Raw genomic sequence first — 26,393 nt, 5'->3', positions numbered from 1 at the left:
TGTTTGGGTAATGTGTTATGTTGGTTATCTTTGGATTTGAGAGGAATTATAGTTTACTGACAAATTCCTTTACAATCTGTTTTTGTATTTTAAAATAATCTTTGTCGAAAATTTCTGTATCGTAGCTCTTTTTTATGATTTGTTTTAAATCATTCCGATTAGTTAAATCTGCAATTTTCATCATCATAAATTGATCTCCTACATTTTCCTTCTCATTTTGTTTTTTAAAATTCAGGATCAAAAAATCTAACAATTCTTTATCATTTTCCTTCTTTACTAAATCCACCATCTCCAGATCTAAAGTATCTATTTTTTTTGCAGCAAAAAAAGCGGCCCTAAGTTTATTTTTTTGAATTTCATTTAATTCGAATTCGTAGGTTGGTTTTTTATTTGTGTCTTCCGCAAAATACATGAAATTAGTATTGGAGGTAAGATCAAAAATTCCCTCTTCTCTTGTTACAGGATCTAATGAACAATCAACGAGCCAGTCAGTTGTTTTAATTTTTTTCTCATTCTCATCTTTTATTTCCAGTATTTTCTGCATTTCTATGATTCTATTTTTATAAATAGAATATTTTTCTTTTTTTAATATTTTAGCCCCATAACTGAGCGCATGGGTTTTATACCCTTCTTCATCCTTATTTTTATCCAGAAATGCAAGAACTGTAGTACCTTTCTTATAATGTGCAGGCATTGGACATGAAAATTCAGGTGAAAAATAGACCTCAATTGTTTGAGTATTCAGTTTTCCCTGTAAAACTTCCTGAATGACAAGAATTGCGATGTGGCTATTGTTCCAATCACTAGGTTTTGCAAGCTTATTTTCTTTAATATCCTTTACTTTTGCATAAACGATATTTTCCGATTCGATGATTAATTTCCTAAGAGGCCTGGGTTCAATGGGATAGGCAAATATCTTAAAAGTCGTAATAAGAAAAAGGAATAAGAAAATAGTCTTTGTGTTCATTAAGTATATTTATTTTAATTAATGTGCAAAATCCAAATTTAATCAAAATTTCATACTACAAAACTTTCAAAACACGTAAATTTGCTAGCAATAAAAATTTACTAGATGCTTAGGAAAATTTCAATTGCGGCACTTACTATGTTGTCCGTAGTTACAATCGATGCTCAGAAGAACAAAAATTCTCAGGTAGAAAGACCTAAATTAGTTGTAGGATTAGTCGTAGACCAGATGCGTTGGGATTATCTTTACCGTTTTTACAGTAAATACGGAAATGATGGTTTCAAAAGACTCTTGAATACTGGTTATGCATTAAATAATGTCCATATTCCGTATGTTCCTACAATCACTGCTTTAGGACATACTTGTATTTATACGGGATCTGTTCCGGCAATCCACGGAATTGCGGGAAATGACTGGACAGATAAAGAAACAGGAAAGAATGTCTATTGTACGACCGATGAAAGTGTGCAGCCTGTTGGAACAACCAATGCTAAAATAGGGAGCCACTCTCCAAAGAACCTTTGGTCTACAACAGTTACCGATGAATTAAAATTAGCAACCAACTTCCAGGCAAAAGTAGTAGGAGTGTCTTTAAAAGACCGTGCTTCTATTCTTCCTGCAGGACATACCCCAAACGGAGCGTTCTGGTTTGATGATTCTACAGGAAACTTCATTACCAGTACATGGTATATGAATGATTTGCCACAGTGGGTAAAATCTTTCAACTCACAGAATTTACCTGAAAAATTGGTTTCTAATGGATGGAATACTTTATTGCCTATCAACCAATACACTGAAAGCTCCCCAGATAATTCTGCATGGGAAGGTCTTTTAGGAAGTTCAAAAACACCAACTTTTCCTTATAGTAATTTAGCAAAAGATTATAAAGATAAAAAGGATAACATCCGTTATACACCTTTTGGAAATACATTGACTCTAAAACTGGCTGAAGCTTCTGTAGAAGGTGAAAAGTTGGGGGGTGATGATGTGACAGATTTCCTTGCGATCAATTTAGCATCTACTGATTATGCGGGTCATAAATTTGGACCTAACTCTATCGAAGTAGAGGATGTGTATTTGAGACTGGATAAAGACCTTGCGGAATTCTTCAACTATCTGGATTCTAAAGTAGGAAAAGGAGAATACACTGTTTTCTTATCTGCAGATCACGGAGGTGCACATTCTGTAGGTTTCTTACAGGAGCATAAAATTCCTACAGGTTTCTTTGGTGAAAACAGCCAGAAAGACATTAACCAGAAATTGAAAGAAAAATTTGGTGTAGATAAACTGATCAATGCGGTTGACAATTACCAGATTTATTTTGATAGAAAATTATTGAAAGACAACAAGATCGAGTTGGATGCTGTGGTAGATTTCGCAGTTAAAGAATTAGAAAATGATCCTACTGTTTTATATGCTGTTTCCGTAACCAAAGTGCAGGAATCTACAATACCTGAACCGATCAAACAAAGGATCATCAATGGGATCAACAGACAAAGAAGTGGGGATATTCAATTGATCTCTCATGACTCTATGTTGCCTCCTTATGCAAAAACAGGAACAACACATAGTGTATGGAACTCTTATGATTCTCATATTCCTTTATTGTTTATGGGATGGGGAGTTCAACACGGAGAAAGTAATAAACCGTACTTTATGACGGATATTGCACCTACGGTTTCTTCTTTATTGAAAATTCAGTTCCCAAGTGGAAGTGTTGGAAATCCTATTACAGAAGTCATTGGAAAATAATTCAACGGAAAATATAAAAAAAGACGGACTCAATTGAGTCCGTCTTTTTTTAACCTGATTTTTGATTAATCTGCAAGTTCATCTTCGTCATCATCATCTTCATACTGTTCAAGGTAATAGCTGAAAGTGAAACCTTCCAGTTCTTCTTCTGCATCTTCCAAAGTGGTCAGCAGATCTTCAAAAAGTTCCAGCTGATCCACAGTTAAATTAACAAATTCAAGATGGAGTGGCATCTCTAATCCACCGGTGATTGTATCGTAAAGAGCATCAAGATTATCCCCAAAATGCTCCGGAAGATTGATCTTCTCTTTTAATTGAGCATAAAAATCCTCATAATCTCCTATATCTGTAAAATCTATATATATTGTTTTCATATTTTTTTCTTTTTGTCATTGCGAGGAACAAAGTGACGAAGCAATCTCATTAATCTGTAAAGGTATCTTTAATTTCATCAGTTAAGTCTCTCCATTCAGGATTCATTGAAAAGATTAAATTTATTTTCTTCTGTCTTGAGCCAGCTTTTATTTGTTTTTCTCTATAGATGGCATCTCCAATTTCCTGGAAAGATTCCCAATATACTAATTTATCAAGATTATATTTAGCTGTAAAACTACGTTGATAAAACTTTTCTTTATGCTTTACAACCCTGCTATACAAATTTGATGTTACTCCTGTGTAAAGGGTAGTATTGTTTTTATTTGTCATTATGTATATAAAGCCAGCTTTCATTTACTAAAGATTGCTTCGTCGCTATGCTCCTCGCAATGACTCGTTTATTTATTGTTTTTCAAAACTTTTGTAATGATTTTTGGTAAGATAAACATCTCCGTTTTTTGTAAAAATAATACGGTCAGCATTTCTGTTTCCGCAGTTGTAATTAATATCAGCTTCAAAATACTGATTTCCCTTTGGAAGACTGCCTTCTCTATTCCCAAAACGGTCTCCACCAATTGCGCGTCCAGGCAACACATCACAGAGATTTCCCTGTGAAGGATTCCAGCCCATTTTTCTAGCTTCGTTTTTTGTAATATAATAGTGGGGAAGCTGATGATTCTGTTTTACATAGCTGATTACAGTCTTTTCAGCAGTCAGTTGTTCGATAGATTGCTGATCTGTTGTATTAGCTGAGGTACAGCTGTATTCAACTTTTGGATTCTGAACATCTTTTTTTGAATCAGAAAATTTATTGAAAACATACATTACGGACATCCCAAAAAGAAGTCCGAGGCAGGCAAAAAATAAAGGTCTCATTTTACTATTCATACTATTAGATAATTTACCAATACACCAATATACTAGTTTATAATGAAGGAATTGCTAAATACATTGGTACATTATATTAAGATCTCCATTCTTCAGGGATATCACAAACAGGAATCGGATTTATTTTATGCTGAGCGGCTTTATGCATTCTGTCAAATATTAAAAATACCTCACGGTCACGTCCTTCATAATCGTCAGCTGTCTTTGTTCCGTATTCCTTTTGTATTTTTTCCAGTTCAGGATAGGTAGCACCAATTTGTTGTTCATCAGTTCTTTCTGCATCCCAAAGCCCATCTGTAGGAATAGCTTCCTGGATATTCTTTACAAGATTTAAAGCGGATGCTAAAGTATACACTTCAGTTTTATAAAGATCCGCAATTGGAGAAACATCTACACCACCATCACCATACTTCGTATAAAAACCGATTCCAAAATCTTCAACTTTATTTCCCGTTCCACAAACCAATAAACCATTAAGCTGTCCATAATAATATAACGTAAGCATGCGCAGACGTGATCTTGTATTTGCAAAAGCTAATTTTTCATTAGGGTACAAATCATCTTTTACATCAAACGTTTTATACAGTTCTTCGAAAGCGGGGGACAGATTAACTGACATGGCTTCTACGTTTGGAAATTTTGATGTAAGATCATTCATATGTTCCCAGGCACGATTCACCTGATCTTCTTTTTGCCGAATTGGCATTTCAATTAATAAAGTCTTCAGCCCAGTCATGGCAGCCAGAGTAGAGACTACTCCAGAATCAACTCCTCCAGAGACACCGATTACATATCCTTTTACTTTTGATTGCTCTGCATAATCCTTTAACCAGCCTACAATATGATCGATTACTTTTTGTGTTTGCATTATTTATTTTTTTAATCTATTCCAAATTCTTTAGGATATCTTACCATCCCATTTACGTTTTTTAAGCCATCTGGTACAAGTTCCAAAGCCATTCCATTTTCTTCCGGAAGGTCAAAAGGAAATGAGATACCAAAATCGGTTGTTTTTTGGTACCCGAATCTAGGGTAATAATTCTCATGACCAATTAAAATAACCGATTCATAGCCCAGTTTTTTTGCCATCTCATGACCATAATTGATCAGTTGTCCGCCTATTCCCTGTCCCTGATATCCGGGTTTTACAGAGATGGGAGCCAGTGCTAAAGTGATGAAGCTGCTTGAATCATTTTTAACTGATAATTTTGTAAAAAGAATATGACCAACAATTTCATTATCGATTTCAGCGACAATGGATAATTCCGGAATGAAGGCATCAGATTTTCTTAGTTTTTCAACTAAAAACTGTTCCTGATGATCGCTGTGTTCAATATTTTCAAAAGCCTTCTCTACAACCTTAAAAACCTGAGGGTAGTCTTTTTCCTGTTCCTGCCTTATAATCATTGTATTATATTATATTTTTCTCGTTTCAATTCATACCAAAAACAAATGCCATCCGGTTCTTCAAATTCCCCGGTTTTTTCAAATCCCAGTTTTTTAAGAATATGATTAGAACCATCATTTTCACAGTGAGCGCACGCATAAATGATTTCTCTGTTAAGATCATTAAAACCAAAACTTAAAGCGGCTCTTGCAGATTCTATAGCATAGCCCTTGCCCCAAAACTCGGGTATGAAACGATAACCTAGTTCGTAAATATTGTTATAGCCGTTTATCTCCTTAGTAATAAACTTTAATCCACTCCATCCAATTAGCAAATTGCTTTTTTTCTCTATTACAGCAAGTCTTCCGACACCATTATCTGCGTATTGTTGTCGGATCATTTTAATTACATTCTCAGATTCCTTAATATCCGTTTGAGGAGGAGTACCTACATACTTCACAACTTCTGGGTTGGAGTCAAGAAGAAAAAGACGTTCAGCATCACTTTCCTCGAGCTTTCTTAAAATAAGTCTTTCAGTTTCCAGTTGCATTTGTTAGTTTTTTATAAAATACCGGGTTTGGGAATATAGGAGAATTTTCTATATCATGAAAAAATGAAAATATTGTAGCTAAAAAGGTCGTTTATTTTATTTTTCATCACGATATTATGTTTAAATCCGTATTTTCGTACCCTTAAATTTCATGTAAAAATAATGAAGATTTTTAGAACTATTGCGCTTTCTTCAATTTTAGTTTTGGGATTATATTCTTGTAAAAAAGAATCTGATAGCCAATGGAAAGTTGAATTGAAAACCCCAGTTGAAAAAGTAGAGCTGACTGATATTTCCAAACAATTCTATGATCAGAATATTCCTTTGGACAAATTCAAAGCGGAATTTCCCTGGTTTCAGGGTACAGTGTCTGACGCGGATTTTGGAAAAAGGAGAGTAGATCCCGAGGAAATGAAAATTTATAATGAAGCAATTTCTAAGATAGATCAGCAAAAGCTTCAAAAAGAACTGAAAGATCTGTTTTCACATATTAAATATTACTTTCCTAAATTTCAGAGTCCTAAAGTTTATCTTTTTTCATCGGCTTTACAGATGATTCAGGATCCTATTTTCTATGATGAAAAAGGAAATCTTTTATTTATAGATATCTCAGGTTTCATGGGTGATAAAAACCCTAATTACAGAGGTTTGGAAATGTATTTTCAAAAATCGATGAATCCTAACAATATTGTACCTAAAGTATCCAGAATGTTTGCCGAGAATATTGTTCCTTTCTCCACAGACCATCAAAAATTTATCGATCAGCTTGTGTATAATGGAAAGGTAATGATCCTTCAGGATGCATTCTTGCCTGATATGCCAGATTATCTGAAAATGAATTATACCAAACAGCAATATGACTGGGCAGTAGGGAATGAAGGGAATATCTGGAATTATTTTGTAGAAAGTAACTTATTATTTGGAGATGATCACAGGTTAGAAGAACGCTTTATTTCACCAGGACCATTTTCTAAATTTTATACAGATATCGACAATGAATCTTCTCCTCAAATTGGTATTTTCACAGGGTGGCAGATCTGCAAAAAGTATCTGAAAGAAAAGCCTGAAATGAAGCTGACCGACTTTCTTAAACTGGATGCGACTGAAATTTTTAATCAGTCTGGTTATAAGCCAAGTGTAACGAAATAGATAGATTATCATACCTATATAAGACCTTTTGTAAATACAGAAGGTCTTTTTTTATTTTTTAACCAATAAACACATTAAGTATGGAAAATTTGATTGCGATCAAAAACTTAAATTATGGTTTTACCGAAAGCAAACTCATCTTAAAAGATGTTAGCCTTTCAGTGCCTAAAGGAAGTATTTTTGGTTTTCTCGGAGCTAATGGGGCTGGGAAATCGACCACAATGAAGCTGATGTTGGGGAATCTTCCTGATGAAAATAGCACGATTGAAATCTTTAACCAAAAATTACCTGAGCTTTATCCTGAAGGATTTCAAAAAATAGGAAGTCTTATAGACAGTCCCGCTTTTTATGATCATTTATCCGGATGGGATAATCTTATGATTCTTTCTAAGCTTAGGGATCTTCCGGATGCTGAGTGTGAAAGGGTTTTAAATTTAGTAGGTCTCTGGGACAGCAGAAAAATGAAAATGAAAAGGTATTCGTTAGGGATGAAACAGAGACTTGCCATTGCCATGACATTACTTGGAAATCCTGAACTGTTAATTCTTGATGAGCCTGTAAACGGGCTTGATCCTAATGGAATGCTGGAGATTCGTGAATTGCTACTTAAACTCAATAAAGAACAGGGAATTACCATATTTATTTCAAGTCATTTGTTGCAGGAAGTTGAAAAAATGGTTACTCACCTCGCTATTATATCACATGGTGCCATTAAGTTTTCAGGAAGCGTTGAAGAGCTCAATAGCCATTACCGACACAATCATATGAGGATAGGCTTAAACAATGCTTCTCTTTTTCTACCACATATTCCCGAATACTATACCCCTCAAATAACAGATGAAAATATGGTGGAAGTAACGATTCAATCCAGAGAGGATATTATTAAACTAACCAGAACTCTTGTCATGAATGATGCTGAAATTTTTGAAATAAAAAATAGTGCAGGCTTAGAGGATTGGTTCATGGAAATAACAAAAAATTAAAATACAGCACAAATGAAAAAATTAACAACACTAGTCTTTACAGAGTGGTTAAAAATAAAAGGTTTAGGATTAGTTTACCTGGCATTAGTCTTAGGAGTCTTAATTCCGCTTATAACTTTTGTAAATCAGATTTTCAATCCGAAATTTATAACATCGGAAGATCTTTCTTATTCTGTCTTTGAATATTCAATAACGAATAATTTTAAAGCTTTTTCTATGTTCTTTCTGTTGCTGTACATTATTATTGCAGCCAATAGAATAGCGCAAATAGACCATAAAAATAATGGTTGGCAACTTATGGAAACCCAACCGATTAGTAAACTGCAACTTTATCTTTCAAAATATATTGTATTGTTGATCTTGAGTTTTTTATGTATTGTTTCTTATTTTGGATTTAGCATCCTATTCTCATTGCTGGATTATTACATTTATCCGAGTGAAACCAAACTGTTGACTTTTGATATACTTTGGATCGTAAAAACATTGGTAAGACTATGTATTACTATACTCGGGATAGCCGCACTTCAACTATGCGTATCTGTTGTTTTTCCCGGGTTTATATGGGCTTTTCTCGTAGGTATTCTTGGACTTATTGTTAATACTTTTTCTTTAGTAAAAGGAATAGACTTTACTTTCTTTCCTTACAATTCATTGTATATTTTAGGGAAAGCCACAAACATAAGAAGTCTTAATCATTTTATTACCTACAGTGAATACCTGAGCGTGTTCTGGGCAATATTATTTTTAATAATTGGGTATTATTGGTATCAAAGCAAAAGCTTTAAAATTGCTTTTCTTAAAAATAAAAAACAGATTGCTTTTTCATCTGTATTTGTGATAGTGGCTTCAGGAGCGTTTTTTATTTTACAGAAACCAAAGGCTTATAAAAGTGAGGGTGAGGGTATTGTCATTAAAGGGGTATTGGATTCAAAGCTGAAGATAGATTCTGTGAAAATTTTTTCTAAAGATTTCCATAAGCAAATGGGAAGTGCAGTTATCAAAAACGGGGTCTTCTCATGGGAAACCAATCAAAATATACCGTTTGATCTGTATAGCCTTGAATTCGGGACCAAAAAAATAGACTTTATGATGGGAAGCGGAGATCGATTTGATTTTGATATCCAGTGCAACGCAACCAAAATGAAGTACTTTATGAAATCCAACCGGTCTGCAGAACAGGAATTTAAAAACACACAAGATGGTTTTGGTTTTGAATTTTCATATGCTCTTGAACAACAGAAATATAATGACGATCCAACCCAATTTTATAAATTAGCACAATCTGACTGGGAGGATAATATAAAACGATTAGAGTATTATACAGATCCTGAAAACAATGCTCTTTCCGGCAACTATAAAGAATACAGAAAACAGCTTTTAGCAATTCAGTATTTAAATGAAATTAATAATTACAGAAAAATGACTTCTTGGAATGATCCTAAATTTGCTGCTCCAAAGCCATTTTTAAATGAATTGAATGCACAAATTAAAAAACCTACGGAGCTTTTAAGTAAAAATGATGATTACATTCAATATAAGCTCGATCAAATGCTCACCGATAAGGACCGATTATCAAATTCTGACAGTCTTCTTTTTATAAAATTGAATGCCTTGCCCAACAACATTAATAAAGATAGATTATTATCGAAACACCTTGTGAAAAGTATGGAGTTGGAATCAGATAGTACTGCAAGAGCTCAGCTTTTTTCAAGAGAATTTAGAGTTTTGGAAAATAATGAATACAAAAGACTCGTTTCATCGAAATTCGAACAGCTTAATCTCTCACAAAAGGGGGCCCCTTTTTCAGATTTAAAAATTCTTGATGGTAATGGTAAGCCACATCAGCTATCACAATACAGAGGAAAATATACGGTTATAGATTTATGGGCGACCTGGTGTGGACCTTGTAAGCAGATCCGACCGATATTTGATACCCGAAGTAATCAATATCGTCGTTATAGTAATATTCAATTTATCTCAATTAGTTTAGATGAAGATAAAACGAAATGGCTGAATTATCTGAAAACAAAACCTTCGAAAGTCCCTCAGTACTGGTTGGCAGATGCACAGGGGTTTATGAGCAAGTATAAAATTCAGTCGATTCCCAGATTTATTATTATCAATCCTGAAGGAAAAGTTTTTAACCTGAATACCCCATTTCCTGATGAAGATAATTTCGTAGAAATTTTAGATAAGCTCAAGAAGTATTAACTTTGTGAAAAATTTAAAATTGATATGAGAAAGACTCAGATAACGATAGACGTTGAATTAGATGAAAACCACATTCCTGAATTAATCACATGGAATGCTCAGGATGGAGGTGTTGAAAAGGAGGAAACTAAAGCAACGATGATTTCTGTTTGGGATGAGAAAGCTATGGAAGCTTTAAGAATAGATCTTTGGACGAAAGAAATGCCTGTGGACCAGATGAAAATGTTCATTCACCAGATTTTAGTTTCATTGGGAAATACCTATCAGAGAGCTACGGGAGAAGAGGATGTGGCACAATGGATCGAGCAGATGGCAGAAGAGTTTGCTATAAAGTCCGCAATAAAAATGTAAATCAATATATCACTCTACCAGTGTAACAATAAAAGATAATTGTTAAATTGTTACACTGTTAGAGTGTTACATTAAAAAAAATATTATGAATTTTAATACAAAAGTTATACACGGTGGTCAACACCATGAATCTGCAACAGGTTCTGTAAATGTTCCTGTATTTTTAACTTCTACTTTTGCACAAAAAAGTCCCGGAGTACATTCCGGTTACGAATATTCAAGAGCTGCAAACCCGACAAGACAGGCTTTGGAAGACTCTTTAGCGAGCATTGAAAATGGGGCAAGAGGTCTTGCTTTCGGTTCAGGTCTTGCTGCCATCGACTGTGTTTTAAAATTACTGAATCCAGGTGATGAGGTTATTGCAGTTGATGATTTATATGGTGGAACTTACAGAATGTTTACAAGGCTTTTTGAAAAATATCAGCTGAAGTTTACTTTCGTAAATTTTGATGATGTTTCTAAAATTGCAGATGTTATAACAGATAAAACAAAGCTGATCTGGGTGGAGACGCCTACAAATCCTTTGATGAAGCTGGTGGATATCAAAGCAGTTGTAGAGATTGCTAAAGGAAAAGATATTTTAGTTGCTGTAGATAATACTTTTGCAACCCCTTATATTCAAAGACCGATAGATTTAGGAGCTGATATTGTAATGCACTCTGCAACAAAGTATTTAGGTGGCCATTCTGATGTTATTGCAGGAGCGCTTATTGCCAAAGATGCTGAATTAGGAGAAAAACTACATTTCATTCAATTTGCAAGTGGTGGTATTTTAGGACCTCATGATTCTTATTTAGTATTGAGAGGAATTAAAACCCTTGCTCTTAGAATGCAAAGACATTCTGATAATGGTCTTGCTGTAGCTAAATATCTTGAAAGTCATCCTGCTGTTGATAAAGTGATTTATCCGGGATTATCATCTCATCCACAATATGACTTAGCAAAATCCCAGATGAAAGAAGCCGGAGGAATGGTTTCCTTTACTTTCAAATCCGGAAAAAAAGAAGATGCGATCAAATTCTTGGAAAGAGTAAAGGTTTTCACTCTAGCAGAATCTTTAGGTGGAGTGGAGTCTTTAGCCAACCACCCTGCATTAATGACTCACGCTTCTATTCCTGCAGAAAAGAGAGCGGAATTGGGAATCACTGATGATTTGGTTCGTCTAAGTGTTGGAATTGAGGATGCAGAAGACCTTATTGCAGATTTAGAAAGAGCTTTTTCTTAATTAAAAAAATATATAATGAGAAAGATCCAATTAGTAATTTTATTCAGCTTATTGAACTCGTTTCTTTTTGCGCAGGTTAAAACAACCGATGAGCTGTATAAAACTGCCAAAAAGCTGGACAGCCTGATATTCGATATTGGATTTAATCAATGTGATCTTTCTCATTATAATTCTATAATAAGTAACGATCTTGAATTTTATCACGATAAAGGAGGGATCACTGCTGGAAAGGAAGCTTTTATCGCTTCTATAAAAAATAATATTTGCGGCGGACCGAATAAGGTCAAACGTGAACTTGTTCCAAACACCATGCAGGTATATCCTCTGTACAATAATAATGTTTTGTACGCTTTTATTCAGGAAGGCGAACATGAATTTTCTGAGCTTTTTAAAGGGAAATGGAATAAAGGCAGCCGCGCAAAATTTACCATTTTATGGATTTTAGAAGGTAAAGATTGGAAAATGAAAAGAGTTCTAAGTTACGACCATCACTTATAGTTATAGAATAGATGAAAAATACAAGAAAGGCCAGTATTTCAGATCTTGAGCAATTGTCTGATCTGTTTGATCAATACAGAGTTTTTTACCATAAGGAATCTGATATTCCTGCTGCCCAAAACTTTTTAAAAGCGAGAATAGAGAATAAAGATTCTGAAATTTTTGTTGCTGAAGAGAATGGACAATTAATAGGCTTTGTTCAATTGTATCCAATATTTTCATCGACGAGAATGCAGCGTTATTGGTTACTCAATGATCTTTATGTGAATGATCAATACAGAGGAAAAGGATATTCAAAACAATTAATAGAAGAAGCTAAAGAGCTTTGTAAGTCTTCAAAAGCTTGTGGGGTTTTATTGGAAACAGGAAAAAGCAATGATGTCGGAAATCAATTATATCCGGCTTGTGGCTTTGAACTGTATAATTCTGTCAATTTCTATGAATGGACAAATCCTGAATAATACATCTGCTATTGAGTAATTATTTAATTTTCATAACTCATAACTCATAACTCATAACTCAAAAACATGACTGAATTTCAGAAATATATTCAACGATATTTAGACCTTGTTCCTTCCGGAAATTTGTCGGAAGAAATGAACAGATCTGGAGAAAAAACAATTGATATTTATTCAAACCTTACAGAGGAACAATCTCATTTTGCTTACGCAGAAGGTAAATGGACACTAAAAGAAGTGTTATTACATTTATCAGATACAGAAAGAGTGTTCCAATACAGAATGCTTGCTTTTGCAAGAGGAGAGCAGGCTGCATTGCCTGGATTTGATGAAAATGATTATGCTAATAATTCTTTTGCTAACGAAAGGAACCTACCATCCCTATTAGAAGAGTACAAAGCAGTAAGGAAATCATCTCAAATATTATTGGAAGGTCTTAACCCAAGTGCTTTTGCTAACATAGGGACAGCCAGCGGTAATGAAATTTCTGTTGAAACGATTGGGAAACTCATCGTTGGACACAATTATCATCATTTGAATATTATTGAAGAAAGGTATTTGCCTAAACTACAAAAATAATTTATCGGAATTTTTTCGACTAATGACCAATATAACAGGCTTTGACCTTTTTATTTAAGGCTGTTAGAAAAAGAGTTTAATGTAAAATTTATTATGTAATTCAGGATGTTGGGTTAAAGCCAATGCTTCTTCTAATTATTACAGTTGGCTTTAGTCTATCCCTATTGATATATTTTTAATATTGATTCTTTGTTTTATAAAAATCATTCATTCGCTATCAATAGAAACGGGCTTTAGCCCGTTGACCATTTTCTACCTTCCACTGGCTTTAGCCAAAACATAATATAAAAATTCCTATTTTTGATAAAAACACAATGTCATTTATCAAAATTTACATCCATCTTGTATTCTCTACAAGAAACAGATTACCTTATCTAAACACTCCACATTTAAGAGTGAAAATATGGAAACACATAAAAGATTACGCAACTGAAAAAGGAATTTATCTGGATATGATAAATGGATATTCGGATCATTGTCATTGTTTAATTTCTTTAGGATCCGGGCAAAATATCGAGAAAATTGTACAATTAATAAAAGGAGAATCTTCTTATTGGATTAATAAAAATCAATTGATTAAAGATAAATTTGGCTGGCAGGATGAATATTTTGCGATCTCTGTTTCTGAATCAATGATCCCTGCTGTTAGAAATTATATTAGAAATCAGGAAAAACATCATCAGACGAAAACCTTTGCAAAAGAATATCAGGAATTTATCGAGAAATATAATTTCAAGATGTAAATTTTGGCTAAAGCCAATTTGAATTTTAATTATTAAAGGCGGGCTAAAGCCCACCGCTATTGATATGAAATTTTGATTTTTTTTTAAATTATCTATATTTCTATCAATTACAAATGGCATCTATTGAAATGGAGAAAAATCCGTTTATTATTTTAAACATAACCTAAATGGCTTTAACCATAGCATGACAGAAAATCCTTATTTTTGCTAAATAAATTTCAATTTGAAGGGGTATACTAAGAAAGTCTTTTATCTTTCATTTTTCTCCCTATTCTAAAAAAATAAAATGGAAAACATTATCAACATATTAAAATCCGGTGGAACCATCCTCTATCCTACAGATACGATCTGGGGAATTGGTTGCGATGCGACTAATGTAGAAGCGATCAACAAGATCTTTGACATTAAAAAACGTGAAAAGAACAAATCCATGATCATTTTAGTGGAGTCTGAAAAAAGGCTTCAGGATTTGGTTGACGTGCCTGAGATGGCATGGGAAATTATTGATATCAGTGAGAAACCGGTAACTCTTGTGTATGAAAATCCGAGAGGATTGCCTAAAGAATTATTGGCAGAAGATGGAAGTGTGGGGATTCGTCTGGTGAAAAATGATTTCTGTAAAAAACTCATTACAAAACTAAACAGGCCATTAGTCTCTACTTCAGCTAATTTTAGCGGAGATAAAAGCCCATTGAAATTTTCTGATATCTCTTCAGAAATTATTGATCTGGTTGATTATGCTGTGGAAGAAGACAGAGAAAAAGTTTCCAAATATTCAGGATCTTCGGTGATCAAAATATGGAGTGATAACAGAATAAAGGTTCTTAGGGAATAGAAAACAAGATTTTAATTATCTTTGCAAAATCATTTTGGCCATTAAGAGATTAAGAAAGTGAGTTTGTTTAAAATCTATAGGGTTTTAAATAAGTCCGGAAACTTAGTTTCTTAATGGTTTTACATTAAATAATAAATATGTTCATTAATCTCAATCAAAATAAAAATCTAAAGCTTTTCAAAATCATTTCGGAAGTTGCATCCAGAAATAACCAGTCAGTATATATTGTTGGTGGATATGTTCGGGATTTATTGATGAAGCGAAAAGCCTCTACAGATATTGATTTTGTTACTGAGCAAAGTGGAATTGAATTGGCACAAAGTGTTGCAGGAGAAATTGATCCTAAATTAAAAGTTTCCATTTTTAAAACTTATGGAACAGCAATGATCAAATATAAAGATCTTGAGCTTGAATTTGTGGGAGCAAGAAAAGAAAGCTACACTGAAAATAGTCGAAAACCTGAAGTAGAAGGTGGAACATTGGAAGACGATCAGAAAAGAAGAGACTTCACCATCAATGCAATGGCTATTTCTTTAAACAAAGATAATTTTGGTGAACTCATTGATCCATTCAACGGGATGGATGATTTAGAGAAAAAGATCTTAAGGACTCCTCTAGAGCCTGCACAGACCTATTCTGATGATCCTTTGAGAATGATGCGGGCAGTTCGTTTTGCATCTACCTTACAGTTTACGATAGAGGAAAATTCTTTATTGGCGATTAGTCAGGAAGTAGAAAGGATTAAAATTGTTTCTATGGAGAGAATTATGGTAGAATTTAATAAGATTATGCTTTCTGAAAAACCTTCTATAGGATTAAGCTTATTGGAGCGGACAGGTCTTTTGAAATACATCATTCCAGAGTTGATAGAGTTAAAAGGGGTAGAAGAAGTAGAAGGTCAAACCCATAAAGATAATTTTTACCATACTTTAGAAGTAGTGGATAACATCTCTCTTAATACAGATAAGCTTTGGTTACGTTGGGCTGCTTTACTTCATGATATTGGAAAAGCTCCAACAAAAAAGTTTGTCGAGGGAACAGGATGGACTTTCCATGGACATGAATTTTTAGGTTCAAAGATGGCCAAAGTACTTTTCCAAAGACTTAAATTACCTTTAGGACCGGATATGAAATATGTACAGAAAATGGTGAAACTTTCATCCCGTCCGATTGCATTGATCACTGATGATGCATCTGATTCTGCATTGAGAAGGCTGCTGTTCGACGCTGGTGAAGATATGGAGGATCTATTTACACTTTGTAAAGCTGATATAACAACGAAAAATTCTAAAAAGCAAGATAAATTCAAACGTAATTTTGAATATGTTGCTGTAAAAATAAAGGAAGTTGAAGAGAAAGATCAGGTAAGGAATTTTCAACCTCCTATTTCCGGAGAAGAAATCATGGAAATGTTTGATCTGAAGCCTGGGCGAGAGATTGGAATTTTAAAAGAAAAAGTAAAAGAAGCGATTCTGGAGGGAGAAATCCAGAACGATCATGAAGAAGCAAAAAAATACGTCATTGCCGAAGCTGAAAAGTTGGGATTAGAAGTTAAGATTTAAAATAAACTGACTAAAAAAAAGGGGTCTGGAAAATAGTTTTCCAGACCCCTTTTTTTAACCTTTGTAAAAGAAATCCGGGCTGCCCTAAGGCAGCCCGGAAAAAACACAAATGATGAAAAAAAATAAAATTTATTAGTATACCGAAGTATAAATTTCTTAATTCAGATACACACCATTAGAACCTTTACCGGTTGTAAAAGATTTGATTTTAGATCCTGTAGTTGTATACACTGTAATTTCACTGTCTTCTGTAAAGTTTTTAACGTCTGATGTGAATATTTTTCCATCTACAACGCTAAATCCATATAGTGTATAGTATTGTCCACCATCTACAGCAGTGATAATTGGAGTAGTAGGAGTGACGTTAGAAGTCATATTCATTGAATAAACTTTATTTGCAGAAGAGAAGAAATACTTTCCACCATCTATCTGTAGATTGGTGGCGTTGGAAATACCTGTTAATGTAGTTGTTTTAGTAATATTTCCAGTATTTGAAATCTGATAAATGTAAGAATCAGCAGTTCCTGAAGCAATGACGTAAACATTTCCGTTATAAGAAATAGTTTTGTTGATATTTCCGTTGGGTAATGTAATTGCAGATTGTACTTCGTTGGTTGAAGTGTTGATGTAAGTAATTTTGTTTCCAAAACCGAAGCTTGCATTTTGAACAAAGATATTTCCTCCAGCTTCAACAATTCTTTCAACAGCTTCAGTGAACGTAATTTTTTTAACGAACGACAAATCCGAACTTTTATAGATACTTACATATTTTGCCCCGTTATATTTATCATTAGTTACATAAACATTGTTATTCGTAACAGCAACATAGCGAGGGTTGTCAATTTGATTGGTAACTTCGCCAGCGCTTTTGAATGTGTAACGGTTAACTACCTGAATTTTATTGGAGTTGTTTAACAAAAGATAAGCTTTATCGCCATTAAAGGCTACAGCCTGTAAAACATCTCCCAATTGAGATCCATTGTTTTTTGAAAAAATACTGTTTTGACTGAAAGTTAAATCTCTTGAAACAAAAGTTACTTCTGCATTAGGCTTGCCGAAATTCCCTTCATTGGCAATTAAATATCCATTTTCATAGGTAATTACCGGTAGGCTGCTATCACTGTCGTTGCTACACGAAATATTAAATAGTAATACCGTAGCAAATAATAGTTGTAAAAGTCTAGTTATTTTCATGTTATTTTTTATTAGAAATTTATAGTTGCTGAAATACTGTAGTTTCTTTTTGGCATCGGATAATAAGAAACGGTCTCGTAAACAGTATTGGTTAAGTTATTTATTTTAAACCCTAAGGTATATTTTTTTAAAAGCGTTGCTGATATTCCTGTATTTAAAACAAAATAAGGATCTAAGGCATCTTCTCTTTTTTCATCGGTTGTTGTATAAGTCAAGCCATTGAACATTCCCTGAACATAGAATTTTATGAATTTATACTGATAATCGAAGTTCCCAAAAACCTTATGAAGTGGAACATACATCATTTGTTTCTCGGTTGCCTTATTGATAGATTTTGATAATGTGTATCCCAAATTAAATCTGAAATGGTGTTCTCTAAATTGTTTTTCAAAGGAAATTTGTGATTCTAAACCATAAGATTGAACTTTTCCTATATTAACAGGTGACCAATATCCGGCCGCTGTAGGAAGCCATACAATATCATCTGAAATATTCAGATAATAAGGACTTACCATTAATTTAAACTCACCCAATTTAAATTCATGATCCATATCCATTTGGTAAGAATTTTCTGGTTTTAAATCAGGGTTTCCTCCAGGATTCCAATAGAGGTCATTAAAAGTAGGAAATCTGAAATTTCTTGATACATTTATTCCTACACTATACCATTGTAAAGCGTTCCATTTTCCAGAAAATGAATAAAGTAAAGGTGAACTGATATCCTGAACAAAATCTTTTTTAACACCAGCCTCAAATCTTAGATCTTTGGTTGGGAAATAACGTAACAATCCTGCTACAGATCCTACATTTCTGCTTACATCTCCAATGCCTTCTGCTTTCACACCCTGAATATATGGCTGATAGCCTTCACCTTTGTTCACCTGAAACTCAGTGATCACGTTGATGTTTAATTTGGGGACGATAAAATAATTGAAATCATTTTTGAAAATATAATTTTTCCCAGATGATCCACTTGTTTTTGGAGCGTTATAGTTGCCAAAATATTGAAAATTTTCCTCTGTATAAGCTGCTTTTAAGCTATTTGAAAATTTATTCTTATTAATATCCCAGGAAATTAGACTTCTGATGCTTTGTGTTTCATATTTTGTCCTATTCCCGTTTTCTACAAAAATAGGATAGTTTTGTGCAGAATCAAAAAATTGACTTTGCCATGAAATAGTCTGATGTTGAGCTATTTTATAAGAGGCTCCGACATTAAAAGTCGAATTATAATATTTGCCATTTCTGTTCAGGTAGTTTTTCTCTTCTACTTCATAATCATTCTGACTGATCGAATGATTTCCTGAAACTTTGAAACTAAATTTATCATTACTGTAAGAAGCCTGTCCAAAATTAGTAAAGGTATTGAAAGAGCCTGCCTCAGAATACAAAGAAGCTTTAAAACCATTATTAAAATCCAGACTATTATTAAGGTGAATACTACCTCCAATAGCTCCACTTCCATAAATAACACTTCCGCCACCAGCTTTCACTTCTAAGTGGTCATATCCAAATAAAGGTATATTATTAACATCTCCCTGCCCAAGAAAATTTGAATTGATATTAATTCCATTCCATACAAAAGCAGTTTGTTGTGCTGTTGTTCCTCTGAAAGAAGGGGATGAAACGGCACCACGGCCATTTTCTTTAATATAAACCGGAGATTGGAAACGTAAAAGTTCTGAAAGATTGGTTGAGTTTTTCTCTACATCCTGAGGTGTGATGGTATTTACCTTATGAAAAAGCTTTACTTTTTTCATCTGGTTATCAAAAATATAAACCGTGTCAATTGCTTTCTCCTGTCCAAGACAGAGAAAATAGGCAGATGACGATAAAAGCAGTACTAAAGTTTTCTTCATACTATTTTACTTTTCCTCCGAAAGCAATATATTTTTGATATTATCATTTTGGCAGGTCTCCTGACTTTCGCTTTTCTATACCTTCCCGTTTTCACAGTGGTTTTTTATAGAAATTATGGTTGCGATCTACAGTTGCGGGGACAGTTTGGGGTTTACACCCAATTCCCTATTATTTTCAAAAGCTTGAAAACCAAAATTTTTGCAAAGATAAGTTTTTAAAAAGAAATGCCAATTGTATATGATGATTTGTAATGAAAACAATCATGCATAAACAGATTAATGCCTCGCAATTTTACGATTTCACAAATTCACAGTTTCACCCTACAAAAACGTTGCATCAAAATAAAAAGGTAAAAGATCTTTAATCGAACTTACCTTAACCACTTCATCATTCATACTTGAAAAATAAAGATCGATATTTTCCTTCTGTTTTGTTTCGTATTCGATTAAGCTTTGTCTGCATGCTCCACATGGAGGTATAGGTGGATTTTTTTCAGAAAATTCTTTTGGACCCCCGACAATAAAAATCTTTTTAATCTTTTGATCTGGAAAATTAGCGCCTACCCAGAATAAAGTTGTTCTCTCAGCACAAAGGCCTGAAGGAAAAGCCGCATTTTCCTGATTGTTTCCGGAAAATATTTCACCGTTTTCGAGTAATACAGAGCAACCAACTAAGAATTGAGAGTAAGGAGCATAGGCATTTTCACGAGCTAGTTTTGCTCTTTCGAAAAGTTTTTTTTCTATATCGTTCAGTTCACTACTATTTTTAAAGTATTCGTAGCCGATCTGTATGTCTTTTTTCATATATTGAAGCCTAAAAAGGGGAGGTAAAATTAGTTCTTTTTCATCACGTGGACAAACCTATTTTATCCTTCTCCTAATGTTAAATTTAAAATAGACAAACATGCTATATACGCCGATACAATTTAGAAATGTAGAACTGGAAAATCGTTGGGTAATGTCTCCTATGTGTATGTATTCATGCGAAAACGGATTGGCGAATGCCTTTCATTTTGTGCATTACGGAAGCAGATCTCAGGGAGGGACTGGATTAATAATGGTCGAAGCAACCGGCGTGGAACCACGGGGAAGAATTACCAATAAATGTATGGGGATCTGGAATGATGAACAGGCAGGAAATCTTCAGAAAATTGTAGAGTTTGTTCATTCTAATTCAGAAAGTAAAATAGGAATACAATTGGCACATGCCGGAAGAAAGGGATCAACCTGGAATAATATCCAGATTTCGATTGAAGAGGGGTGGGAAACGGTAGCTCCTAGTCCGATTCCATATCATCCTACTGAGAGGATTCCACATGTTTTAACCGTTGAGGAAATTAAAGAGCAGGTTCAGAACTTTAAAAATGCAGCAAGAAGAGCTGTGGCAGCAGGATTTGATATTATTGAGATTCATGGAGCTCATGGTTATTTAATTCATCAGTTTTTATCCCCACTTTCCAACATCAGAACGGATGAATATGGAGGGAGCTTTGAAAACAGGATTAGATTTTTGTTGGAAATAGTGGATGTTGTCAATGAAGAAATCAATGAAAATGTGGCGTTATTTGTGAGGATATCGGGAACTGAATATGCTGAAAATGGATGGGATGTAAATAACAGCGTAGAATTAGCAAAAGTATTAAAAGAACATAAAGTAGATTTAATTGATGTTTCAAGTGGAGGTAATATCCATGGGGCAAAAATTTCTGTTTTTGATGGTTATCAGGTACCTTATTCTTCCAGAGTAAGAAATGAGGCAGATGTGAAAACGGGAGCGGTAGGTTTAATCACGAAAGTGGAGCAGGCACAACAAATTTTGCAAAAGGGAGATGCTGATTTGATCTTTGTTGCCAGGGAAATTTTGAGAAATCCCTATATTGCTGTTCAGGGATCGTTTGAGATGGAAGAAAATTGTTTTTTTCCACATCAATATCTGAGAGCTAAAATTTCTTCTTAATTTTAGAACAATAATATTTCAGGAAATGAAAATTGAAGATTTTATGCTGCCGTGCCCAAGTAAGAAATTTCTGGGAATAGAATGTTTTGGATGTGGTACACAAAGAGCAATTGTTTTGGTTTTTGAGGGGAAGTTCTCAGAAGCTTTTCATATGTTTCCGGCTGTGTATACTTTACTTCTTTTTTTATTTACAGTAGGATTGAATTTTGTTGACAAAAAAAGAAATTACGGAAATGCATTAGTTTTTTTAGCAATCATTAATTCAGTTATCATGGTCGTTTCCTATTTTTACAGACATCCTTTACCCATAAAATAAAATTAACAAAATAAATAACTATGAATCAAAAATTACCAAACGCAACAACCGTTTTAGTATTAGGAATCGTCGCTATCCTGGGCAGCTGCTGCTGTAACGGGATCGTAGGAGTAATCTGCGGATTAATCGGAATGAACCTGTTTAATAAAGATAATGCCCTGTATCAAAAAGATCCGAGCCTGTATTCGGATTATGACAATTTGAAAGTAGGAAGAATTTTATGTATTATAGGTCTTGTTATAGGAATCCTTAGCTTAGCCTATATGATCTTTGTTCTTTCAACAGTGGGTTGGAGTGGTTATATGGATCAGATTAATCAATTAAAAAACATGGGTAAATAAATAACCCTATCAGTTATAAAATAATAGACTGCAGTACAAACTACAGTCTATTTTATTTTGGAGATAAAAACATTCCATTGATTTTGATAAAAAATAAATCCCTCACTTGTAGTGAAGGATTTATTGTATGGAATTAAGTTATTATTTAACAATGAATTTCAAACTGGAGTTGTCCAGTTTTAGAATATAAACTCCTTGTTCAAGGCTTTTAATCTTAATTGAATTTCTGCTGTTTTCAAAAGGATGATTAATTGTTTGCATAGCCTTTCCTTGTAAATTATAGATCACAGCCTTTTTTACGTTTTGAGTGTCTCCTTTTACAAAGATTTCCTGGTTTGAAATTGGGTTAGGGTAGATTTTTAAATCCTTAGACTCAATCTGTACATCAGAAGAGATGCTTTTGCTTTGCTTTCCCGTTCCTGAGTAGCAAGTCCAGCTTAAGTTATCAAGAGCCACTCTGTTGCTTGTTGAGTTATTTTCTAAAGTTACCACCACATTACCAGATACATTGATATTATTGATGGTAGATGTTGCAGATGTTGCACTGTAAGGAATTGTTCCTACCTGGGTTCCATTAACCAAAACATTGAATGTTCCTGCACTTCCGCTGAATTTTAACTGAGTAGTTACCGTTAATGATCCGATACCATTGCTTGAGTTGCTTGATTTTAAAGACCCATCTCTTACCGTAATGGCCTTATTGGAAATCGTCTGATCCGTTCTTGCATCAGTGGCAGTCCATGTAATTCCGCCATTAGTCCAGGTTCTTGTAGAATAGCTTGATGAGCTACCTGTAGGAATGGTTTCGAAAGTTTCATTTACACATTCTGTACCTGGATTAGTAGTCCCTCCTGATTCTGTGGTTGCAGAAACGGTAGAACTGTTGGAAGAAGTATTCCCAGCTGCATCCTTAGCTACTGCATAGAAACTATAAGTAGTAGAAGCGCTAAGCCCTGATACTGTTGTTGAAGTTGAGCTTACATTTGTTTTTAAGCTTCCGTTCATATAAATATCATAAGAAGAAACACCTACATTATCTGTTGAAGCAGTCCATGAAAGAGAAACACTGTTCGATGTTTTTCCTGACACGGTAAGACCAGTAACTGTAGTTGGAGCCTGAGTGTCATTTGAGGGCTGCTGTGATCCCCAAATCTGACCTACGTAAGCTGGATTGTCGATAAATGGGTTTCTATTACCCTGGTAAGCGTAGGCCGCATTGTTTCTTACAATTTCTGCCTGAGAAACAGGGTCTTGGTTATGCCATGCTAATAATACATTCAATTCCCAAGTCTGTAGTCCAGGGAAAGTTGTATTTCCCAACATGTTTCCTGAAGAGAAAGAAGAAAGTTTACTTTGGTAACGTGTTACAAAATACAGGATCATACGGGCAACATCCCCCTTGAATTCATCGATGGGTTCAAAAACGGTCCCTCCATAGCCTGAGGATACGGAGTTTCCTAATTTTGAGCCGTTTTTAGAAGTGAAAGTGGCAGTTCCAACTTTTCCAAAAGGATAATTAGATCTCATTCCATTTACTTTTCCGTCCGTAGCTCTGATAAAATTAACGTCAGAAACCATTGGTGAAGCTTCGTTAAATAAACTTTGAGGGACGATATGTTCACGGTTGTAGCAATTTCCCTCTACGGAATATGTACCACATTGGTTAGTCACTACAGTATAATTATAAGGATCTGCACTATTAGGTTTTTCAGAATAGATGTCCATAATAGATCCATCATTTTCGTAGGTCTTATCGATATCTGTTGTTTTGTAAGCTGTCCATAGACCACCGTAGCCTTTATCCTGGTGACCATTCGTAATAATTGAACTTAATTCAGTTTTTAAAGCTGATCCTGTTAGTCCATTAGCAGAAGAATAATATCCTGCGGGAGCCTGGGCTTTAGCAAGGCCTGCTAAAGCAAGAAATAAGATAATTTTTTTCATATTTAATAAAAATTTAGGGTGTAAGATTACTACATTTTTATGAAATGAAAAATTACATTATTGTTAATTTTCAATGCGATGCATTGCATGCAATATATTTACAATTGATAAATGCTTCTATTAAAAACGGTACAACAAAAAAGCCAGTACTTAATTTTGTACTGGCTTTGTATGATGAATTATAATCAATTTTTATTTTCTCTGTGGAGGATAGTTTTTCATGATCTCCGCCATAATTTCAGGGATTTGTCGTTGTTTGGATTTAGGAGAATCTACAGAAATACCACTTCCTATACCTTGCCAAACAAGTTTATTGCTTTTTGCGTCAATAAGGTCAACGATAATAGCACCTTCATTATAATTGCTTGTCCATGTTCTGTTCATTCCAACACCCCATCCGAAAGGACCTCCCCATCCCCACATTCCGTAAGGTGAAGAACTGTTGATATCAGTTATCTTTTTATGGTTTGCTTTTACATTTATAATTAAATCCGGATTTTCCCCAGACGAAAGGCCTTTACTTTGCAGTTGTCTTGACAATTCGTTTAAAACCCTGTCTTTATCAATATCATTCAGCTTCAAATCATCAATTCTTATTTTGTAAGTTTTGTAAGAAGTGAAATTAGCAGTTTCAGCATAGTCAGAACGTACTTGGAAAGGACTACAAGAAGTTAAGCCCAAAGTAGCGGCGGCTAACAAAATAAAAATATATTTTTTCATTTTATTTATTTTTTTTATCGTTTTTAATGAATGTGTCGGTCTTTTTATCGTATCCGTAAGGACAATGTCTACAGCCACTCTTACAACAGTATCCTCGTTTCAGATGAAACTTTTCCGTAAAAACTTTGTACCCCTGTTCATTATAGTAAAAGTCTTCGTGTTCTTTGATGTCAAAGTGAGCCATAAGTTAAATCTTGATCAAAAACTTTATATTTGTTACTATGATAATTGTGTGCCAAAAACCATTAAAAAAATTAAAAATTAATGGCATTGCTCTTTTTCCCTTTATCTTCGTAAGGAAACCCGAAGATAAGGAAAATAATGTATTGATCAACCACGAGAAAATTCATTTAAGGCAACAATTGGAATTGTTGATTATTTTCTTCTACATTTTTTATGTGATCGAGTATTATTATCACTTTTTTAGATTGAAAAATGCTTATCTGGCCTACAGAAGTATCTCATTTGAGAAGGAAGCATATGCAATGGAAGATGATATTAATTATCTTAAAAATAGAAAACTGTGGAATTTCAGAAAGTATTTAAGTGATAAAATGTCTTAATTAGAAAAGAATATTATTTAAAATTAATAGTTTTGCCCTACTTATCTCAATCTTCACGTCACGATAAAATGATATTACAAACTCCCACTGAACCTATTCCCATACAGGAAATACCGGTTGATAAAAATATTAAGCTTTTTATTAAAAGAGAAGACCTTGTTCATCCCCAAATTTCTGGAAATAAATACTGGAAGCTTTTTCATAATGTCAATACGTATTTGGAAAATCAAATTGAGGATCCAATCATCATTACTTTTGGGGGCGCCTTTTCCAATCATATTTCTGCAGTTTCTGCAATAGGGAAATTGGCAGGAATACGTACTGTTGGGATTATAAGAGGGGAAGAGCTGCAACATAAATGGCGCGATAATCCGACACTCCTTTTTGCTTTTAGGAATGGAATGAATCTGAAATTTGTTTCCCGGGAAGAATATCGGAATAAAGAGAAATTATCCGAATTTTTACAACAGGGATTTCCCAATGCTTTAATTGTTCCGGAAGGTGGTACCAATGAAGATGCGGTTCAGGGCGTTAAAATGATGCTCAATAATGAAACAAAAGATTTTGATTATCTTTGCACGGCAGTTGGAACCGGAGGAACAATTGCCGGGATTTCAGAATTTTGTGAAGAGAATCAGAAGGTTATAGGTTTTAAGGTGGTTCATGATTCTTCATTAGAGGATACCATTGATCAATTAACCTTAAAGAAAAATTATCATCTAATAGATTCTGATTTTGGAGGTTATGGTAAAATAAAGGATGAAAACATCCGTTTTATTAATGATTTTAAAGAGAAATATAATATTCCTCTTGAACCGATTTATACAGGAAAGATGATGCAGAGGGTTTTCGAACTCATAGAGGAAGGTTATTTTCCTGACAACAGTAAAATTTTGTGCTTTCATACCGGAGGTTTACAAGGGATTGAGGGGGCCAATTTGCTTTTAGAAAAACAGAATAGAAAATTAATTATATAAAGTAAAAAT

The 26,393-nt window shown here is 34.0% G+C and carries 30 protein-coding genes and 1 riboswitch; of the genes, 17 read left to right on the top strand and 13 right to left on the bottom strand.

All coding sequences use genetic code 11. The features are described 5' to 3' along the window. Positions 1-46: 46 nt before the first annotated feature. The gene (locus tag CEY12_RS09005) at positions 47-967 is read right to left on the bottom strand and encodes a hypothetical protein (protein ID WP_089027380.1); all 921 of its coding nucleotides are present in this window, start codon (positions 965-967) and stop codon (positions 47-49) included. Between the two features lie 105 nt (positions 968-1,072). Between CEY12_RS09005 and pafA the strand changes: the two genes are divergently transcribed. Beyond that, positions 1,073-2,719, top strand: a complete 1,647-nt coding sequence (gene pafA / locus CEY12_RS09000; protein ID WP_089027379.1) for an alkaline phosphatase PafA — start codon at positions 1,073-1,075, stop codon at positions 2,717-2,719. A 65-nt stretch (positions 2,720-2,784) separates the two neighbouring features. Here the strand turns inward: pafA and CEY12_RS08995 are convergent, their stop codons facing one another. The 6 genes from CEY12_RS08995 to CEY12_RS08970 all read right to left on the bottom strand — a co-directional run bounded on the left by CEY12_RS08995 (position 2,785) and on the right by CEY12_RS08970 (position 5,919). Continuing rightward, the gene (locus tag CEY12_RS08995) at positions 2,785-3,093 is read right to left on the bottom strand and encodes a barstar family protein (RefSeq protein WP_089027378.1); all 309 of its coding nucleotides are present in this window, start codon (positions 3,091-3,093) and stop codon (positions 2,785-2,787) included. A 49-nt stretch (positions 3,094-3,142) separates the two neighbouring features. After that, positions 3,143-3,448 carry a GIY-YIG nuclease family protein gene (locus CEY12_RS08990; protein WP_089027377.1) on the bottom strand — a complete coding sequence of 102 codons (306 nt, stop codon included), beginning with the start codon at positions 3,446-3,448 and terminating at the stop codon, positions 3,143-3,145. A 48-nt stretch (positions 3,449-3,496) separates the two neighbouring features. After that, complete coding sequence (locus CEY12_RS08985; protein WP_089027376.1) at positions 3,497-3,982, bottom strand: ribonuclease domain-containing protein; 486 nt, start codon at positions 3,980-3,982, stop codon at positions 3,497-3,499. Positions 3,983-4,058: 76 nt separating this feature from the next. Then, entirely contained in the window at positions 4,059-4,850 is a 792-nt protein-coding gene (nadE, locus tag CEY12_RS08980) for an NAD(+) synthase (protein WP_089027375.1), read from the bottom strand. Between the two features lie 11 nt (positions 4,851-4,861). Continuing rightward, on the bottom strand, positions 4,862-5,389 hold the full coding sequence (locus tag CEY12_RS08975) for a GNAT family N-acetyltransferase (RefSeq protein ID WP_089027374.1): 528 nt from the start codon (positions 5,387-5,389) through the stop codon (positions 4,862-4,864). After that, positions 5,386-5,919 (bottom strand): GNAT family N-acetyltransferase, encoded by a 534-nt coding sequence (locus tag CEY12_RS08970; protein ID WP_089027373.1) that lies wholly within the window; start codon positions 5,917-5,919, stop codon positions 5,386-5,388. Before CEY12_RS08970 ends, CEY12_RS08975 begins: the two co-directional genes overlap by 4 nt. Before the next feature lie 162 nt (positions 5,920-6,081). Between CEY12_RS08970 and CEY12_RS08965 the strand changes: the two genes are divergently transcribed. From CEY12_RS08965 to CEY12_RS08915, 11 genes are all read left to right on the top strand, one after another. Beyond that, positions 6,082-7,068: a gliding motility protein GldB gene (locus tag CEY12_RS08965; RefSeq protein WP_089027372.1), complete on the top strand. Its 987-nt coding sequence runs from the start codon at positions 6,082-6,084 to the stop codon at positions 7,066-7,068. 80 nt (positions 7,069-7,148) lie between these two features. Beyond that, positions 7,149-8,051 carry an ABC transporter ATP-binding protein gene (locus CEY12_RS08960; RefSeq protein ID WP_089027371.1) on the top strand — a complete coding sequence of 301 codons (903 nt, stop codon included), beginning with the start codon at positions 7,149-7,151 and terminating at the stop codon, positions 8,049-8,051. Between the two features lie 12 nt (positions 8,052-8,063). Beyond that, the gene (locus tag CEY12_RS08955) at positions 8,064-10,262 is read left to right on the top strand and encodes a thioredoxin-like domain-containing protein (RefSeq protein ID WP_089027370.1); all 2,199 of its coding nucleotides are present in this window, start codon (positions 8,064-8,066) and stop codon (positions 10,260-10,262) included. Between the two features lie 24 nt (positions 10,263-10,286). Further along, on the top strand, positions 10,287-10,613 hold the full coding sequence (gene gldC / locus CEY12_RS08950; protein WP_089027369.1) for a gliding motility protein GldC: 327 nt from the start codon (positions 10,287-10,289) through the stop codon (positions 10,611-10,613). A gap of 85 nt (positions 10,614-10,698) precedes the next feature. Next, complete coding sequence (locus tag CEY12_RS08945) at positions 10,699-11,838, top strand: cystathionine gamma-synthase (protein WP_089027368.1); 1,140 nt, start codon at positions 10,699-10,701, stop codon at positions 11,836-11,838. 15 nt (positions 11,839-11,853) lie between these two features. Continuing rightward, complete coding sequence (locus CEY12_RS08940) at positions 11,854-12,336, top strand: nuclear transport factor 2 family protein (protein WP_089027367.1); 483 nt, start codon at positions 11,854-11,856, stop codon at positions 12,334-12,336. An 11-nt stretch (positions 12,337-12,347) separates the two neighbouring features. Further along, positions 12,348-12,797 carry a GNAT family N-acetyltransferase gene (locus CEY12_RS08935; RefSeq protein ID WP_089027366.1) on the top strand — a complete coding sequence of 150 codons (450 nt, stop codon included), beginning with the start codon at positions 12,348-12,350 and terminating at the stop codon, positions 12,795-12,797. Positions 12,798-12,863: 66 nt separating this feature from the next. Continuing rightward, positions 12,864-13,373: a DinB family protein gene (locus CEY12_RS08930; protein ID WP_089027365.1), complete on the top strand. Its 510-nt coding sequence runs from the start codon at positions 12,864-12,866 to the stop codon at positions 13,371-13,373. Positions 13,374-13,687: 314 nt separating this feature from the next. Beyond that, entirely contained in the window at positions 13,688-14,116 is a 429-nt protein-coding gene (gene tnpA, locus CEY12_RS08925) for an IS200/IS605 family transposase (protein WP_089027364.1), read from the top strand. A gap of 286 nt (positions 14,117-14,402) precedes the next feature. Then, complete coding sequence (locus CEY12_RS08920; protein WP_089027363.1) at positions 14,403-14,951, top strand: L-threonylcarbamoyladenylate synthase; 549 nt, start codon at positions 14,403-14,405, stop codon at positions 14,949-14,951. A 137-nt stretch (positions 14,952-15,088) separates the two neighbouring features. After that, positions 15,089-16,513, top strand: a complete 1,425-nt coding sequence (locus tag CEY12_RS08915) for a CCA tRNA nucleotidyltransferase (RefSeq protein WP_089027362.1) — start codon at positions 15,089-15,091, stop codon at positions 16,511-16,513. A 156-nt stretch (positions 16,514-16,669) separates the two neighbouring features. On the opposite strand, the gene CEY12_RS08910 is transcribed toward CEY12_RS08915, so the two are convergent. From CEY12_RS08910 to CEY12_RS08900, 3 genes are all read right to left on the bottom strand, one after another. Continuing rightward, positions 16,670-17,707 carry a YncE family protein gene (locus tag CEY12_RS08910; protein WP_089027361.1) on the bottom strand — a complete coding sequence of 346 codons (1,038 nt, stop codon included), beginning with the start codon at positions 17,705-17,707 and terminating at the stop codon, positions 16,670-16,672. A gap of 11 nt (positions 17,708-17,718) precedes the next feature. Further along, positions 17,719-19,566, bottom strand: a complete 1,848-nt coding sequence (locus tag CEY12_RS08905; protein WP_089027360.1) for a TonB-dependent receptor plug domain-containing protein — start codon at positions 19,564-19,566, stop codon at positions 17,719-17,721. Between the two features lie 32 nt (positions 19,567-19,598). Continuing rightward, a riboswitch (cobalamin riboswitch) is annotated at positions 19,599-19,776 on the bottom strand. A 111-nt stretch (positions 19,777-19,887) separates the two neighbouring features. Continuing rightward, the gene (locus tag CEY12_RS08900) at positions 19,888-20,370 is read right to left on the bottom strand and encodes a cytidine deaminase (protein ID WP_089027359.1); all 483 of its coding nucleotides are present in this window, start codon (positions 20,368-20,370) and stop codon (positions 19,888-19,890) included. A 100-nt stretch (positions 20,371-20,470) separates the two neighbouring features. Between CEY12_RS08900 and namA the strand changes: the two genes are divergently transcribed. From namA to CEY12_RS08885, 3 genes are read left to right on the top strand one after another with little or no spacing between them, the layout of a single operon-like run. Further along, positions 20,471-21,523, top strand: coding sequence for an NADPH dehydrogenase NamA (gene namA / locus CEY12_RS08895; protein WP_089027358.1), 1,053 nt, complete (start codon positions 20,471-20,473; stop codon positions 21,521-21,523). A gap of 25 nt (positions 21,524-21,548) precedes the next feature. Next, positions 21,549-21,839 carry a DUF2752 domain-containing protein gene (locus CEY12_RS08890; protein WP_089027357.1) on the top strand — a complete coding sequence of 97 codons (291 nt, stop codon included), beginning with the start codon at positions 21,549-21,551 and terminating at the stop codon, positions 21,837-21,839. A 20-nt stretch (positions 21,840-21,859) separates the two neighbouring features. Beyond that, positions 21,860-22,180: a CCC motif membrane protein gene (locus tag CEY12_RS08885; RefSeq protein WP_089027356.1), complete on the top strand. Its 321-nt coding sequence runs from the start codon at positions 21,860-21,862 to the stop codon at positions 22,178-22,180. Between the two features lie 141 nt (positions 22,181-22,321). On the opposite strand, the gene CEY12_RS08880 is transcribed toward CEY12_RS08885, so the two are convergent. The 3 genes from CEY12_RS08880 to CEY12_RS08870 form a co-directional block, all read right to left on the bottom strand. Next, the gene (locus CEY12_RS08880; protein ID WP_089027355.1) at positions 22,322-24,124 is read right to left on the bottom strand and encodes an endonuclease; all 1,803 of its coding nucleotides are present in this window, start codon (positions 24,122-24,124) and stop codon (positions 22,322-22,324) included. 192 nt (positions 24,125-24,316) lie between these two features. After that, on the bottom strand, positions 24,317-24,844 hold the full coding sequence (locus CEY12_RS08875) for a DUF4136 domain-containing protein (protein WP_089027354.1): 528 nt from the start codon (positions 24,842-24,844) through the stop codon (positions 24,317-24,319). A 1-nt stretch (position 24,845) separates the two neighbouring features. Beyond that, a complete protein-coding gene (locus tag CEY12_RS08870) occupies positions 24,846-25,028 on the bottom strand; it encodes a DUF5522 domain-containing protein (protein ID WP_089027353.1) in 183 nt (60 codons plus the stop codon). A gap of 37 nt (positions 25,029-25,065) precedes the next feature. Between CEY12_RS08870 and CEY12_RS08865 the strand changes: the two genes are divergently transcribed. Further along, the gene (locus CEY12_RS08865; protein ID WP_089027352.1) at positions 25,066-25,407 is read left to right on the top strand and encodes a hypothetical protein; all 342 of its coding nucleotides are present in this window, start codon (positions 25,066-25,068) and stop codon (positions 25,405-25,407) included. 68 nt (positions 25,408-25,475) lie between these two features. Continuing rightward, positions 25,476-26,384 (top strand): 1-aminocyclopropane-1-carboxylate deaminase/D-cysteine desulfhydrase, encoded by a 909-nt coding sequence (locus tag CEY12_RS08860; RefSeq protein WP_089027351.1) that lies wholly within the window; start codon positions 25,476-25,478, stop codon positions 26,382-26,384. The last annotated feature ends 9 nt before the right edge of the window (positions 26,385-26,393 follow it).

It is taken from the genome of Chryseobacterium sp. T16E-39 (assembly GCF_002216065.1).
Classification (GTDB): Bacteria; Bacteroidota; Bacteroidia; order Flavobacteriales; family Weeksellaceae; genus Chryseobacterium.
Note: the sequence above shows the minus strand (reverse complement) of the source record. Positions and strands in the feature narration are given on the sequence as shown.